Raw genomic sequence first — 15974 nt, forward strand, 5'->3', positions numbered from 1 at the left:
GTTTATGAAAGATATTGAATATATTCTTGGAGAAGAAAAAGTTATTCATAATATACACGATGATGATTCTATTATGATGTATATAAAAAGTTTTGATAATGTTTCATATTGTGATTATTTTTATGAAGATGATTCTGGCGGATTAATGGGGCTTTTTTCCTATTATAAAGCTGATAAATATTTTTTTGTGGAATTTGCTTCTATTAAAGAGAATAGAGAGTATAATAAACTTGTAGTTAATGATTATGCTGAATATATTACATCTAATGATTATGAACTTACTAATGATAAATTTATAGACATATTGAATATAAGCAATGTGCGTCATGATCAGTTTATTAAATTGATAAGAAAAGCTAAATTAAATAATATTAAATCATATCCTATAAAAAAAATATCTTTAGATGAATATATAGAAGTTTATCCTCATAGATATATCAATAATAGATTTAAAAGCTACATTAAAGATAAATATTTAAAAGTAGATGTAAAAAATATAGCTGATGATTATGTTTATAGATGTCCTTATTGCGGTGCTACAAATTATTTCAAAATAGTTAATGAGAATACGAATAAATTAGAAAGTGTTAATGTTTATAATTTAGATGATGAGAATGTTTTAAATAATTTTTATGTATGCAATATGTGTAATTTGATAATGAGAAGTCCTGAAAATATGCTTGATTATATATAATAAAAAATAGAGGTTTTATAAATGAGTTTTTTAATATTAATTGATAAATCTTTTTCTAATATTTACTCTGAAGAATTTGATGATATTTTTAATGAAAAAGTCAATGCCTTAAAAAATATTTTAAATTGCCAAGTTAAAGAGCTTCGTGATAATGATATTAATATCATAGAAAATTATTTAAATAATATATACAGAGAAAGTGATGGATATGATAATATAATATATATACCTTCAAATATGCCTCTTTTTAATATTGATGAAACTGTAAAACTTACAAAAATACATGAAGAGAATATTGCTTATTTCAGCTATGGCGAAAATTATCCTCTTGGAGTTGTCCCTTTTATAGTAAGGAGGGATGCTTTTGAGAAGCTGTTTAATATAATAAAAACGAAAACTATAAAGCCTTCAGAAAATGCTATAAGCAATATAGTTTTTGTTGATCCTAATTTTTTTGAAATAGAGATAATAATATCAGAATATGATATGAGATATTATAGGCTTTCATTTATTGCTGATTGTAAAAGAAATGCTATGCTTATATCAAAACTTATAAATTATAAAAGTTATGATGATATTGTAAATTCAATAAAAGAAAATCCAAGTATTAGAAGAACTTTGCCGTCTTATATAGAATTAGATATTAATAATAGACAAAATGCTGTTAATAAATATTTATTTGAAAATGAAGCTTTTAAAAACGAACTTTCAAAAGAAGAAAAAAATATAACTTTAGAAGAGTTTAAAAGTATTTATGATAAACTTGTTAATTTCTGCGGGGACTTTCATTTGTCTATAGGCAGCTATTATGAGCCTCTTTTGAATGGAGATATTTTTGAAATATTAGATTATGCTGTGAAAAATAAATCTGTAAATATATATTTGGAAACTAATGCATTAGCTTTAGATGAAGAAAAGGCTAAAAAGTTAATAAACTTGCAAATTGAAAATGATAATCTTCATGTTATTATTCATTTAGATACTATAGATGAGAATGTTTACAGTAGAATATATGAAAGCGGAGATATTAAGAGAACTATTTCTAATATTGATTATTATCTTCTTCGCGAGCCTAAAAATACATATTTACAAATAGTAAAGCAGAAAGATAATTTTGATTATTTGTCTTCTTACTATAAGTATTTTGATAAATATAAGGCAGAGATTATTATGCAGAAATTTTATACTTACAGAGGTATGATATCTGATAATAGGGTAGGGGATATGGCTCCATTAATAAATGTAGGATGCTGGCATTTGGCTAGAGATTTGTTTATAGATGCTTATGGGGATGTTTATATATGCAAATTTGATATAAATAAAGATAAAAAGATTTCTTCTGTATATGATGATAGTTTGGAGAATATTTGGCATTTATTGGAAAAGTATTATATAGATAATGTTTTTTCTAAATTAGATTTCTGTAAAAATTGTGATGAATGGTATTTATACAATTTCTGATTTATTACTATGGAAAAAATTATAATAAAATATTTAGAGCTTGTTTTTGCATGTTACATAATTAGATTTTTATCTACAAGATTAGTTTTGGAATTTCAATCTGTTAAAAAATTTTATTATAGAAGGGAAATACTTCCTGGCGTACGTAATTGGAATAATCGCATTAAAATGGTTTATTATTTTGAAATGTTTTCATTTATACAGAGTCTGCTTGCGGCATTATTCTTTATTACATTTTTTCACTTTGTTCCATTAAGGGATCATATAAAACTTATAATAGGTTTTTTAATGTATTCTTCTTTTATAATAGTAGATAAGATTAGATTTGCTGTTTTGCTTACAAATTATCCATTTTCACTTTTGATAATGGATACAGCTATATTTCTTCTTGTTAGTCTTTTACAATTTTTGGTTATGGCTTTTATTAATGCAACATCATAAAAAAGCGGGACTATCAAAATCCCGCTCTTTTTTATTAATTTTGTTCTATAGTTATAGAAGCTCCTATATCCATAGAATGAGTTTTACCTCTGTATGTTACCTTTTCAGATATTATAGAATTGTCCATAAATGCATTTGAAATATTAACATCTTCAAATATAATACTATTTTTTAATATAGAACTTTCTATTTTTGAATTTTTGCCTATATGAACGTAAGGACCTATTACAGAGCCTTCAATTTTTACATCTTTATCTATAAAAACAGGAGGAATAATAGCAGTATCCTTTATTCCTTTGCTTAGTATATCATGTTTTATGATAGTTTTGTTTGTTTCTATCATAGTTGATTTTTCACCGCAGTCATACCAGCCATCTAATTTGAATGTTTTAAATATTATACCTTGCTCTATCATATATTCTAAAGCATCCGTAAGCTGATATTCATTTTTAGTTTTTATATTATTAGCTATTATATATTCTATAGCATTGAATAATTCCTTTGTGTTTACTATATTATACATACCAGTAAGTGCTAAGTTGCTTACGGGATTTTGAGGTTTTTCAATTAATTTTGCTATAACCCCGCTGTCATTTAAAATAGCTACTCCAAATCTGCTTGGATTATCAACTTCACATACACCCAATGCATTTTCATTTTTACTTACTATATCGGATAAATTTAGCTTGAATATTGTATCTCCAAGAATTATGAATATCTTATCATCATTATTGATATAATCTCTAGTAAGCGAAACGGCATGAGCTAAACCTTTATATTCTTTCTGCTCTACAAAGGTTAATTTTATATCTTTGTATTTAGAGGTAAGATATTCTATCATTTGCTCTTTTAAATAACCAACTATAAATATAACTTCTTCCAAATCTCTTATAGAAGATATTTCATACATTATAAAATCTATAATTGTAGCTCCTGCTATAGGAAGTATTGGTTTAGGTTTTGTTATAGTATGAGGTCTTAGTCTTGTGCCTTCACCCGCTGCTGGTATAATAACTTTCAAAATATAAATCCTTATAAAATTATTTAATTAGAGGTACTAGCAATTCATTAGCTAATTCTTCATTAGAACCATTTAAATATTTAACTAATTCTAAAGCAAAAAATACAGTAGTAGCAGGACCTTTAGAAGTTATGATATTTCCATCACAAACTACTATATCTTTTTCAACATATTCTCCGCCTTTTACAGCACTTTCACAGCTAGGATAACAAGTGTATTTGCCGTTTATAACTCCAGCTTCTCCGAGTACTATAGGCGAAGCACATATTGCAGCTACTAATTTTTTAGCTTCATACATATTTTTAAGTTTTTCTAATATTCTTTTATCAGCTTTTAGATTGTTCATTCCGCCGTAACCGCCTGCAAGTGCTATGCCGTCAAAATCATAACTCATTATTTTTTCTAATGAAGTATCTGCTTTTATTGCTATGTTATGAGCTCCCTTTACCTCTAAATTGTCAGTGAGAGATGCTATAACAACTTCTATTCCAGCCCTTCTTAAAACATCAATAATAGTTATAACTTCAACTTCTTCAACGCCTTCTGCTAATGGTACTAAAACTTTTTTTGACATATTTTAACTCCTTTATCATAATGTTTTATAGTTTATAATAATATTATTATATTTATAATATTGCAAGTAATTCTTTTTAGTTGTTTAGGCATTAAGTTGTTCCAAAGCTTTTTCATATCCTAAATCTGCCGACTTTTTTAAACATTTTTCAGCTCTTTGTAAATATTTATTTTTAGTATCTTCATTTTTTTCATGTTTTGATAATATTGTATATAATTTGTAAACATCATAATAGGCTATGTAGTCTTCAGGATTGAATTCTAAAGTTAATTTTAAATATTTAATAGCTTTTTTATATTTTTTCTTTTTTCTATAAGCAACAGACATTAAATAATAAGCATCAGAATAAGCCTCATTTTTTATTATAGCTTTTTCTAAATCTTCTATTGCCTTATCATAGTCTTTTTTGTCAATATAAACTTCAGCTCTATAGTAGTAAATATCACTGTCATGCGGATATATTTCTATGGATTTATTATAAGTTTCTATAGCTTTATCATAATTTTTAATTTCATAATATACTCTAGCAAGATTATGATATGCATCCAAATTATTATTATCAATTTCTATAACTTTAAGCAAGTCATCTATAGCTTCATTATATTTTTCATTTTGTATATTGCTTAATGCACTATAAAAATATTTATTGTCTTCACTAATCATTTAATAAAATCCTAATTTTTGGTATACAAAACATTATATACCAAAAATTATTTTTATCAAAATAAATTTTAAATATTAAGAGATTTAATTAATTTAGAAGCTTCTTCAAATCTATTTCTAATTTCTTTCCAATTTTTATCTTCCATTAAGTTTCTAGGACAAAGCCAAGAACCTCCGCATGCAAATACATTTTTATTTTGCAAATATTCTTTTACATTATCAATGCTCACTCCTCCTAAAGGCATAAATTTAACTCCAGTATGCTGATAAACAGGAGCTATATTTTTTATCCAATTAATTCCGCCGAATAAACCAGCATGGAAAAATTTTATATATTTATGCCCATAAGCTAAACACTGTTCAAGTTCAGCAGGAGTTGCAGCACCAGGTATATAATGATAATTTTTCTTTTTAGCATATTCAAGCATCACAGGCTGAAAACCAGGGCTTATTATTAAATTTGTTCCTAAATCAAGTATTCTATCAACCTGTTCTGTATTTAAAACAGTGGCAGCTGCTCTTGGAAGAGAAGGGTAATCTTTAGCTAATATTTCTAAGGCCTTGTATCCATATTCCGTTCTTAGAGTTAATTCTATGGAAGGAAGAAACTCCAAGCAAAGTTCAGCAATATTTCTTATTTCCTCTTCATTTTCTACAACTACAACTGGTATTATTTTATTTTGTATATATTTTTCTAGCATAATAACTCCGTAATATTAAAATTTATACAACAAATTTATCATACTTAACTATTAAAGTAAATATTAGAATCATTTAAATATAATTGATATTATTTACTTAATTTTTTATAGATTGCCATAAACCTTCTAAATAGATGCATAAAATAAGTATATTTTTATATATAACTTATTTGTATAGATCAAATTACAATATACTAAATTAATTTAATCTATATATTATATATATGAACCATTATACTAGCTAATAAAAAGTAAATATATAAAAAATAAAAAACAATGGAATTTAATAAGATATGATATCTATATATTTTCTTTTAATATTTTTACTATCTTTTCTTGGCTTAAAACTTCGCCGTAAGAGATTAATTGATTATTAACTACAAGAGCTGGAAGAGTCATTACTCCGTAATATGACATTGTTCCTTTATTGTCTGTATATTTAATTGATAAATCTAAATCTAATTCCAGTATAGCTTTTCTTAAATTAACAAGCATATTTAAAGAGTTCTCATCTTCTCCTCCTAATAGCAATATTTTTTCTGTTTCTATGCTGCCGCCCTCATCCTCTAAAGGGTCAGGTAAGCATCCTCATCCGAATTCTATATTATTTTTAATCATATTTTATACCCTTTTTATTCATAATCTCAAATACATTGTATAGGTATATTATAAAAATTGCAAATAAAAAGGCTGCATATAATTTTTATATACAGCCTTAATACAATATAATAAAAAAATTATTTTATATGTTCTTTTAACATTTTAATGATTTCATCTTTACTTAAAACTTTTCCGTAAGATAAAACCTTTTCATCCAAAACCAATGCAGGGGTAGACATAACACCATAAGCGGCAATCTGAGCCATATCCTGAACATGTCCTACACTTAAATCAATACCCATTTCTTTTACAGCATCTAATGCATTTTTTTCTAGTTTTTGACAGTTTGAACATCCGCTTCCTAGTATTTTAATTCTGGCATTTGATGTTTCTCCGCTGCAAGAACCTCCGCAGCAGCAGCTTTTTTCTGATAACATAATTTTAATCTCCTTTTTTATATTTTTATTTATTATATATTATCTATACTAATAAGAAATAGAAATTATTAAATAAATATCCAATAATTATTATTCCCAAAGTTACTATACCAACGAAGAAAATAAGAAGAGGCATTTTTACAACCTTTTTTATCATAATAATTGACGGAAGAGATAAAGCAGTAACCGCCATCATAAATGATAAAATAGTACCTATACCTGCACCTTTATAAAATAAACTTTCAGCTACAGGGAGTGTTCCGAATATGTCAGCATACATTGGAATTCCCACTAAAGTTGCTAAAGGAACAGAATACCAATTATTTTTTCCTAGTATTGTATTTATCCATGCTTCAGGTATAACATTATGTATAAAAGCACCTATTCCTACACCTATGAAAATATATAAATAAACTTTTTTTATAGTTTGAATTACCTGTTCTTTTGAATATATTAATCTATCTTTTTTAGTCATTTTAGATATTTCTATATCAGCATTGGATTTTATATTTTTAACAAAATCTTCTAAATATCTCTCCATTTTTAATTTGCCTATTAAAGTTCCTCCCACAACGGCTAGTACTAATCCTACAACAACATAAGCAATTGCAATTTTCATTCCAAATACGCTTGATAAAAGTATTAGAGAAGCCAAATCTACAAGAGGCGAAGATATTAAAAAAGAAAATGTCATAGAAATGGGTATGCCTGCAGAAGTAAATCCTATAAATAGAGGTATTGAAGAGCATGAGCAAAAAGGAGTAACTGTTCCGAAAAGTGCAGCTAGTATATTTGCTGATATGCCGTTAAACCTGCTTAATATTTTTTTTGTTCTCTCTGGAGGAAAGTAACTTTGAATATATGATATACAGAATATTAATACTGAGAGCAAAACAAATATTTTTATAACATCATAAATAAAAAATTGTATAACTCCTTTCATTGTTTCTGATAAGGCAAAATTATTTAATATATTGCCTATCAATGTATTTAGCCATTTCATAGATATTATTTGATCCTGTATAAAAACAAATATTGATTTTATAGTTTGCATTTTGTATCTCCTAAATCTATTTTTTAAATTTTACTTTAGTTGCATTTGCTATTTTTACTAAGGTAAGCATTACAGGTACTTCTACTAATACTCCTACAATAGTTGCTAGTGCCGCACCAGAGTTTACTCCGAATAATGATACCGCTACAGCTACCGCAAGTTCAAAAAAATTTGAAGCTCCTATCATTCCTGCAGGTGCTGCTATATTATGAGGTAGTTTTAATAAATAACTGGCAATATAAGATATAAAGAATATCAAGAATGTTTGTATTATTAAAGGTATTGCTATCAAAATTATATGAATAGGATTTGATAATATTACATTTCCTTGAAAACTAAATAATAATATCAATGTTAATAATAATCCTATTATTGTAATGTTGTCAAATTTGTGAATAAAAATATTGCTGAAATATTCTATACCTTTCTTATTGCATATATACACTCTTGTAATAATACCAGCTATTAGCGGTATAAGTACAAATAATACAACTGATAAAAATAGAGTATCCCAAGGTACTGTAACATTTGATATACCTAGTAAAAATTTTACTATAGGAACAAATGCTATGAGTATTATTAAATCATTTGTTGCTACCTGAACCACTGTGTATGACGGATTTCCATTTGTTAAAGCACTCCATACAAATACCATTGCAGTGCATGGAGCAGCACCTAACAGAACAGCACCAACCAAATATTCCTTTGCCAATTCGTTAGGTATTATATTTTTAAATATTGTGTAGAAAAAAAATGATGCTATAAAAAACATTGTAAAAGGTTTTATAAGCCAATTTACAATCCAAGTGATAAAAAGTCCGCTTGGATTTTTTGTAACATTTTTTACGCTTTCAAAATCAACATTCATCATCATAGGGTATATCATAATCCATATTAATATTGCTATTGGTATAGAAACATTTGCGTATTCAAATTTGTTTAATGTGCTTGGTATTATTGGCATGAATTTAGATATCAATACGCCTATAATCATGCATATAAATACCCATAATGTTAAATATTTTTGGAAAAACCCAATTGCTTCTTTATTATTGCTGCTGTCTATAATATTTTTACTTCCCATTTTATTTTATCCATCCTTAAAATTATTTTTCACATTTGCATTTTTCTGTGCTTTCGGCATTTTTATCAGATACTATGCTTGTATAATAATTCAATAATTCTTTTGCTTTTATTATTCCTTCTTCATTAAAACTATAGTAAGTCCATTTTCCTTCCTTTCTTCCATTAACTATTTTTGAATCGCAAAGTATTTTCATGTGATGCGATAATGTAGACTGCACTATTTTTAATTCTTCTAATAGCTTGCACGCACATATCTCTCCGTCTTTTATCATTTCCAATATTTTAAGTCTATTTTCATCACATAATGCTTTAAATACTATAGCATTATTCTTATAATTCTGCATTTAATCTCCTGTTTTATTTTAGTTTATGTAATATATCGAAATATATCGATATATAGTATAGCAAACATATCGAAATTTGTCAATATATTATAAAAAATATATGTAATTTTGTAATAAAATTTTAGAAATCATAATTTTATAATACATATTGACAATAGTTGCAAAATTCATATACTAGATTATATGATATAATAGTATATTAAAATTATATTATATTATTTATAATTGTAAAAGTATAACTATTAATAATAATATATGTTATTTTAATATTACTGTCAGTAATATTTTATAAATAATCGGAGGATATATGGGATAAAAAAAAGAAAAAAAAGCCCCTAATACTTATGTCATAATATTTTTTGCTATGATATTGGTTGCTGTACTGAGTTGGGTTATACCTGGCGGAAGCTATCAGGTAAATGAAGAAGGAAGATTTATTACTGGAACATATACTGCTCAGGAATCTAATCCTCAAGGTTTATGGGATGTATTAATAGCTCCATTTATAGGCATGGTAGGAGGAGAAGGTGTAGCTGGAGCAATTATTATTTCATTAAATATAATGATGTTCGGAAGTTTTTTGGAGATAATGGATAGTTCTGGAGCTATAAAGATATTTTTAAAAAGAATAGCAATGAAATATCAAAATAATATAAATATTCTTATAATTATTCTGGTTACTATAATGGCATTATTAGGAACAATAGAAGGATGCTATGAGGAGGCTTTTGTATATTTGCTTATGATAATGCCTTTCATATTAGCATTAGGTCTTGATACGATGGTTGGTGCTATGATTATTATATTTGGTACTCAAGTAGGATGTTTAACTTCTATTATCAATCCTTTTGCTGTTGGTATTGCATCAGATATAGCAGGTATAAGTCCTGGAGATGGTTTATTAGTAAGAGTATTAATGTTTGTTATTTTTGTAGGTATTACATGCTTTTATATATGCCTATATGCTAAAAAGGTTAGAGAAAATCCTGAAAAATCTACTCAATACTACAGAAAAGAAGAAAACCTTAAAGCATTTCCTGTTTCTGAAGATGAAAACCTAGAGATGACAACGAAACACAAAATAATATTAATAATATTTGCTTCTACATTTGGTTTGATGATGATTTCTTTGATACCATGGACATCATTGAATGAACATTTTACAATATTTGAAGATATTACGGCATTTTTAACAGGACTTCCATTTATTGGTACAGTATTAGGTAAGAGCATGGTTCCTTTTGGTCAATGGTATTTTAATGAAGTATCAATGATGTTATTAGTATCTTCTTTGGTATCAGGTAAGATATTGGGTTATGATATAAATAAAATAATAGATTTAATAATAAAAGGTGCTGCTGGTGTTGTATCTACTGCATTTATAGTTCCTTTTGCTAGAGGGATACAAGTTATAATGGATCAAGGTATGATTACTCCTACTATACTTCATTTTGGAGAAACAACATTAAGCAGTTTATCACCTGTATTATTTGTAATAGTTAGTTTAGTATTCTATTTTATTATGGGAGTATTGATATCCAGTACTAGCGGACTTGCGGCAGCTACTATGTCAATAATGAATTCTATGGCTTTGTTTGCGGGTGTTTCTAGTCCTGTTATTATAAATGTATATTTAATGGGTATAGGTTTGGCAAATATGATAATGCCTACTTCAATAGCTGTTATGGTATGTACTCACGTTGCTTATATTAGTTATACAGATTGGGTTAAAGTCAATTGGAAATTCATGTCTGCAATGTTCTTAGCTTGCTGTATATTCTTGGTATTGAATGTTACTGTATTGTCATAAAATAAATGATATATTAATTATAAAGGCTGTCATTTATTTGACAGCCTTTTTTTATAAATTGAAATTATATTATATAATGATATAATTTAGCATTAATTATACGGAGCAGATAATATGCAAATTAAAAATTTTGGCAATGGATATCTTGTATATGAATTGAAAAATAAAAACAATATGGTATTAAGATTAACCGATATAGGAGCATCTATAACAGGCGTATTTTTTAATGATAAGAATAATAATGAAGTTCAGGTTTCATTTGGAAGCGATGAGCCTTCATTTTATTTAAATCCTCATGATTATATAGGAGCTTCTGTCGGAAGGGTTGCTAATAGAATAATTAATGCTGAGTTTACTCTTGACGGCAAAACTTATAAATTAGTTAAAAATGACAACAATAAACATCATCTTCATGGAGGGACAGAAGGAATTTCTTTTAAAAAATTTGATTCCAATGTTTTAAGCAGCAATTCTGTATCATTTGATTATTTTTCACCATCTGGAGAAGAGGGATATCCTGCTGATGTGAGTATAAATATTGTTTATACTTTAACTGATAATAATGAAATAGTAATAGAATACTTTTCTAAAACTAATGCACCTACTCCTCTTAATTTCACTAATCATGCTTATTGGAATCTTAATGGGGAAGGTACTATTTATGATCATGATTTATTTATAGATTCTTCATTTTATCTTCCTGTAACTGATGAATGCGTATCAAGCGGCGAGATATTAAAAACCGAAAATACTCCTTTTGATTTTACTAAAACTAAAAAAATATGTGCTGATATAGAAAAAGCAAATGGTTATGATAACTGTTTTATTTTCAATGAAAAGAATATATTATCGAACAGAAATATAAGCGATAATTTAAATAAACTTAGAGCTTCATGCTATAGTGAAAAGACTGGTATAAGTTTAGAATTATATACCACTAAACCGTCAATGCATTTTTATTCTGGCAATATGCTTGATAATAGAGAAGTTAGAAATACTGTTTTGAATAGGCATAATGCATTTTGTTTTGAAACAGAATTTTTACCAGCTTCTTTGAATTTTCCGCATTTTCCTAGTATAATATTTGATGCTGATAGAAATTATAATCATAAAACAATATATAAATTAGATTTAAAATAATTAAAAAATATTTTGGAAGTATTTACATTATGAACAATAAAAAATCAATTATAATAGAACATTATATAGAAAAAGTGAAAGACCTTAATATACCTGATTATCAAGTATTAGATTGGGAATCTCAGGATGCTCAGGAAACTAGATTTAAGGCATTATTAGAACATTTTGATATTAGAAAATCTGTTTTGCTTGATGTTGGATGCGGACTTGGAAATTTAGCTGAATATATAGATAAGCAAAATATTGAGCTTTATTATATTGGGGTTGATATAATACAGGAAATGGTTGATAGGGCAAAGCAGAAAGTTTTTAAGAATATTACTCCGCAATTTATGACTTTGGATTTTTTTAAAACTTCTGATATAGAAGATGATTTTGATTATATATATTCTTCTGGAATATTTAATCTTAATCTTGGAAACAATGAAGAGTTTTTATCAAATGCTGTAAAGAATTTTTTAATCGCTGCTAGAAAAGGCGTATGTTTTAATCTTCTTGATATTTCATGCAAGGAAAAATATGGTGATAAATATTACTATTATAAAAAAGATGAAATATTTAAAATGGTTTGCGATACTGTGAAAGATTTAGATTTAAAATGCAAAATAAAAATATCTGATGAGTATCTATCTAATGATTTTTCTGTGTTTATAGATTTTTTGAAGGATTAATGTAATAAAAGCTTGGGCGGCATAATTAAGAAATAAAAATAGTTTAAACTAAAAATTCTTATGAATCAACAAATTATAAGGAAGCTAAAAATGAAAAAATTATTTTTTATAACAGCATCATTTTTATTATTTTTTGCAAATGTTTTATTTTCACAATTTGAAGCCAGTATATACGCTCCGTTATCTTTTACATTAACATTTCCTATTTTAGATACAAAAAATGTTAATGTGAATAATATTAAGGGAAACAGCAGTTTTTCTGCTGGAGTTATAGGGAATTTTGGGCATAAGTTTTCTATAAATGACGGAAAATATTCTATAAGTCTTTTAACAGAGCTTGGATATTACAGACAAACTTTTTCAGCATCATATTATTATTCTTCTATGAATTTTAAAGATACACTGTCTTTTGATACTTTATTAGTTGGTGTAATGCCTAAATTTAATATAGATTTAAAAGATTGGTTAACTTCAATAAGTCCTGATTATAATATAAAAACTATATTAAGCATAGGTATTGGTTTTGGCATGAAAATACCTTTCGGAGGATCTGCAGCAAGTTATATTGACAGCACAGGAGATGACAAAAAACTTTCTTTTAATGATATAAATAAAAATTTTACTTACCCTATTATACCGTATATAAAATTGCAGATTGATGATTATTTTTATTTTAATGAGTATGTTGCTTTTTTATTTGGAGTTAATATTACATACGATTTTGGTATATTTTATGATATAAACTATATAGACAGTCAATTAGGAGCTCCATTATTCAGCAGTTTTATAAATAAATATGGACTTAGCAGTTTAGAAATTGCTTTAAATTTTGGAAGTTAAATTATAAAATGTCGGAGGAAATTCTATATTAAAAAATATATTTATTATTGTTATATTTTTCAGTTTATTTTTATATTCACAGACAAATACTTTGGATGCTTTATCCAAGGCTTATGATTATGATATTAATTCTTCTTTTGCCTATGCAAAATTTTCTGCCGCTTCAAAAAATAAGGCTTTAATCAATTTGTTTCAGGCTATATCTGACTCAAAATCTTGGCATGCTAATACATTATACAGCATTGCAGTTGAGGAAAGAATAACGGATACTATTTTAAAGGCTAATGTTTTAAATCCTGCTGTAGGTAATGATATTGATAATTTAAAATCTGCTTTATCAATGACTTCTTATGAATATGGAGAAATGTATCCTAAATTATTAAAGACAGCAGATAAAGATAATCAAAAGGAAGCTGTAAATGTAATTAATTATATAATTAAAGCAGAGAAATCCAATAATGCCTTATTAACTAAAGCTTTAAATAATTTAGAAAATAATAAACCTATAGATGATAAATATTATTTATGTGAAACTTGCGGATATGTAGAAGCTAATGAATCACCTGATAAATGTCCTATATGCGGAAGAGATAAACAGTTATTTATAGAATATAAGTAATAAAATATCTTTATTATATTATAAAAAGGCTTTCCATTTAATTAACAATAGAAAGCCTTTTATTATATTTATATTTTTTATTATTTGTAAATGGTTCTCATATCTATTACATATCTGAATTTTACTTTTCCGTCAATTACATTTCTATATGCATTCGATATTGTCTGAGCTTCTGCTTTTATTATCTCCACATTTGGATATATATTATTTTCTACCGAATAGTCAAGCATTTCCTGAGTTTCTTTTATTCCTCCTATTAATGAGCCGAATAATTTTTTACTTCCATGCTGACCAATCATAGCTGTAAGCGTAGGCATTTTTGAACTTCTAGGAAGCCCAAGCAGACACATAGTTCCGCCTCTTTTGAGCATACGCATATACATATTAACATCATAATAAGCAGGTATAGTACTTATTATATAATTAAGACTGTTATTAACATTTTTTAATTCATTGGCATTATTTACATTAACATATTTAACAGCCCCCATATTTATAGCGTCTTGTCTTTTATCCTCTGTTATATCAAAAACTGTAACTTCAGCACCCAATTTAACTGCATATTTTACAGCCATAGAACCAAGCCCCCCGAAACCAGCTATGCCTATTCTGTCTCCCTTTTTTACATTCATTGCTTTTATTGGAGAATAAGTTGTAATGCCAGCACAAAGAAGAGGAGCTGTTTTATCTAATTGTGCATTTTTGGGTATAAGTATAGCGAAATCTTCTGAAACAACTATATTATCAGAGTATCCTCCTTGAGTAATTTCATTTCCATGAAATCTATCCCTTGAACCATAAGTATAAACTGCTCTGTTCCAGCAATATTGTTCCTGATTATCCAAACAGCTTTCACATCTTCTGCATGAATTAACCATACATCCAACACCAGCAAAATCTCCAACCTTAAACTTTGTAACCTCATCCCCAACATACACAACTTTTCCTACTATTTCATGTCCAACAACTAAAGGAGTACTGCTTGATTTGCCTTCTACAACATGTATATCGCTATGGCATATTCCAGCATAATATATTTCTATTAGAACATCCTTTTTCCCTATTGGATGTCTTGTAAACTCATGATATTTAAATTCCATTGCTGATGAAATTGCAGCAAATCCTCTTGATTTTACTCTTCCATTTTCATCAATATTAATTTGTGCAGTTTGAGCATTGGAATAATTATTGCTTGAAAGAATATATAATATTGCTGCAATTGTTATGAATACGGATTTCTTCATTGTTTCATTACCTCCATTTTATAATTATATTTTAAATTATATTATATTATGTAACTAAATTCTATATATAATTTTAATATAATTAGTTTTTATACAGATTTGTAAGTAAAAATACAACTTTATTAAAAATGATAGGTTGTATATATTATACTTAATATGGGTATATAATAGTTATAAATAATAATTTGGCTTACAAATAATTATGAACATAGCATTAATACGGATGTTTATTATATGCGAGGCGAACATAGCAATAATAAAGAGTAATCCAAAGCTAGTAAATAAAATTATTTATTTGCTTATTATATGCGAGGCGAACATAGCAATATATGGAGTAGAGCCGAAGCCAGCAAATAAATTTATTTATTTGTTTATTATTGTCGAGGCGAACATAGCAATATATGGAGTAGAGCCGAAGCCAGCAAATAAAATTATTTATTTGTTTATTATTGTCGAGGCGAACATAGCAATATATGGAGTAGAGCCGAAGCCAGCAAATAAAATTATTTATTTGTTTATTATTGTCGAGGCGAACATAGCAATATATGGAGTAGAGCCGAAGCCAGCAAATAAA

Annotated in this window: 18 protein-coding genes and 1 pseudogene; 9 read left to right on the forward strand and 10 right to left on the reverse strand. The window is 26.8% G+C overall.

From position 1 onward, the window contains the following. Nucleotides 1–4: 4 nt before the first annotated feature. Genes Q0J69_RS12640 through Q0J69_RS12650 form a run of 3 tightly spaced genes read left to right on the forward strand, consistent with a single transcriptional unit; the run spans nucleotide 5 to nucleotide 2596 of the window. The gene (locus Q0J69_RS12640; protein ID WP_297208107.1) at nucleotides 5–694 is read left to right on the forward strand and encodes a hypothetical protein; all 690 of its coding nucleotides are present in this window, start codon (nucleotides 5–7) and stop codon (nucleotides 692–694) included. Between the two features lie 21 nt (nucleotides 695–715). Continuing rightward, nucleotides 716–2155, forward strand: a complete 1440-nt coding sequence (locus Q0J69_RS12645) for a spiro-SPASM protein (RefSeq protein WP_297208109.1) — start codon at nucleotides 716–718, stop codon at nucleotides 2153–2155. Between the two features lie 9 nt (nucleotides 2156–2164). Further along, nucleotides 2165–2596 (forward strand): hypothetical protein, encoded by a 432-nt coding sequence (locus Q0J69_RS12650; RefSeq protein ID WP_297208111.1) that lies wholly within the window; start codon nucleotides 2165–2167, stop codon nucleotides 2594–2596. 34 nt (nucleotides 2597–2630) lie between these two features. Here the strand turns inward: Q0J69_RS12650 and Q0J69_RS12655 are convergent, their stop codons facing one another. From Q0J69_RS12655 to Q0J69_RS12695, 9 genes are all read right to left on the reverse strand, one after another. Beyond that, nucleotides 2631–3617, reverse strand: a complete 987-nt coding sequence (locus Q0J69_RS12655; protein WP_297208113.1) for a sugar phosphate nucleotidyltransferase — start codon at nucleotides 3615–3617, stop codon at nucleotides 2631–2633. Nucleotides 3618–3636: 19 nt separating this feature from the next. Further along, complete coding sequence (locus Q0J69_RS12660) at nucleotides 3637–4191, reverse strand: DJ-1 family glyoxalase III (protein ID WP_297208116.1); 555 nt, start codon at nucleotides 4189–4191, stop codon at nucleotides 3637–3639. Between the two features lie 84 nt (nucleotides 4192–4275). Beyond that, nucleotides 4276–4854 (reverse strand): tetratricopeptide repeat protein, encoded by a 579-nt coding sequence (locus tag Q0J69_RS12665; RefSeq protein WP_297208118.1) that lies wholly within the window; start codon nucleotides 4852–4854, stop codon nucleotides 4276–4278. Nucleotides 4855–4922: 68 nt separating this feature from the next. Further along, nucleotides 4923–5555, reverse strand: coding sequence for a bifunctional 4-hydroxy-2-oxoglutarate aldolase/2-dehydro-3-deoxy-phosphogluconate aldolase (eda, locus tag Q0J69_RS12670; RefSeq protein WP_297208120.1), 633 nt, complete (start codon nucleotides 5553–5555; stop codon nucleotides 4923–4925). A gap of 300 nt (nucleotides 5556–5855) precedes the next feature. Beyond that, nucleotides 5856–6173, reverse strand: a complete 318-nt coding sequence (gene sec1 / locus Q0J69_RS12675; protein WP_297208122.1) for a thioredoxin-like selenoprotein Sec.1 — start codon at nucleotides 6171–6173, stop codon at nucleotides 5856–5858. Between the two features lie 119 nt (nucleotides 6174–6292). Continuing rightward, nucleotides 6293–6592: a thioredoxin family protein gene (locus Q0J69_RS12680; RefSeq protein WP_297208123.1), complete on the reverse strand. Its 300-nt coding sequence runs from the start codon at nucleotides 6590–6592 to the stop codon at nucleotides 6293–6295. 43 nt (nucleotides 6593–6635) lie between these two features. Further along, the gene (locus Q0J69_RS12685) at nucleotides 6636–7646 is read right to left on the reverse strand and encodes a permease (RefSeq protein WP_297208124.1); all 1011 of its coding nucleotides are present in this window, start codon (nucleotides 7644–7646) and stop codon (nucleotides 6636–6638) included. Between the two features lie 16 nt (nucleotides 7647–7662). Next, nucleotides 7663–8730: an ACR3 family arsenite efflux transporter gene (gene arsB / locus Q0J69_RS12690; protein WP_297208126.1), complete on the reverse strand. Its 1068-nt coding sequence runs from the start codon at nucleotides 8728–8730 to the stop codon at nucleotides 7663–7665. Between the two features lie 22 nt (nucleotides 8731–8752). Continuing rightward, nucleotides 8753–9076, reverse strand: coding sequence for a metalloregulator ArsR/SmtB family transcription factor (locus Q0J69_RS12695; RefSeq protein ID WP_297208127.1), 324 nt, complete (start codon nucleotides 9074–9076; stop codon nucleotides 8753–8755). Between the two features lie 346 nt (nucleotides 9077–9422). Here Q0J69_RS12695 and Q0J69_RS12700 point away from each other — a divergent pair. From Q0J69_RS12700 to Q0J69_RS12720, 5 genes and pseudogenes are all read left to right on the forward strand, one after another. Beyond that, nucleotides 9423–10886, forward strand: a pseudogene (locus Q0J69_RS12700) (hypothetical protein); the annotation flags it as partial. A gap of 114 nt (nucleotides 10887–11000) precedes the next feature. Then, a complete protein-coding gene (locus Q0J69_RS12705; RefSeq protein WP_297208128.1) occupies nucleotides 11001–12026 on the forward strand; it encodes an aldose epimerase family protein in 1026 nt (341 codons plus the stop codon). Nucleotides 12027–12055: 29 nt separating this feature from the next. Next, a complete protein-coding gene (locus tag Q0J69_RS12710; protein WP_297208130.1) occupies nucleotides 12056–12697 on the forward strand; it encodes a class I SAM-dependent methyltransferase in 642 nt (213 codons plus the stop codon). A gap of 90 nt (nucleotides 12698–12787) precedes the next feature. Next, nucleotides 12788–13537 carry a hypothetical protein gene (locus Q0J69_RS12715; RefSeq protein ID WP_297208132.1) on the forward strand — a complete coding sequence of 250 codons (750 nt, stop codon included), beginning with the start codon at nucleotides 12788–12790 and terminating at the stop codon, nucleotides 13535–13537. Between the two features lie 91 nt (nucleotides 13538–13628). Next, nucleotides 13629–14156, forward strand: coding sequence for a ferritin family protein (locus Q0J69_RS12720; RefSeq protein ID WP_297208134.1), 528 nt, complete (start codon nucleotides 13629–13631; stop codon nucleotides 14154–14156). 80 nt (nucleotides 14157–14236) lie between these two features. Here the strand turns inward: Q0J69_RS12720 and Q0J69_RS12725 are convergent, their stop codons facing one another. Then, on the reverse strand, nucleotides 14237–15400 hold the full coding sequence (locus Q0J69_RS12725) for an NAD(P)-dependent alcohol dehydrogenase (protein ID WP_297208135.1): 1164 nt from the start codon (nucleotides 15398–15400) through the stop codon (nucleotides 14237–14239). Nucleotides 15401–15602: 202 nt separating this feature from the next. On the opposite strand from Q0J69_RS12725, the gene Q0J69_RS12730 reads away from it, so the two are divergent. Beyond that, nucleotides 15603–15974: hypothetical protein (locus Q0J69_RS12730; RefSeq protein WP_297208137.1), on the forward strand; the 372-nt coding region annotated here is incomplete at its 3' end.

It is taken from the genome of uncultured Brachyspira sp., from assembly GCF_944388875.1.
In the GTDB taxonomy this organism is placed as follows: Bacteria; Spirochaetota; Brachyspiria; order Brachyspirales; family Brachyspiraceae; genus Brachyspira.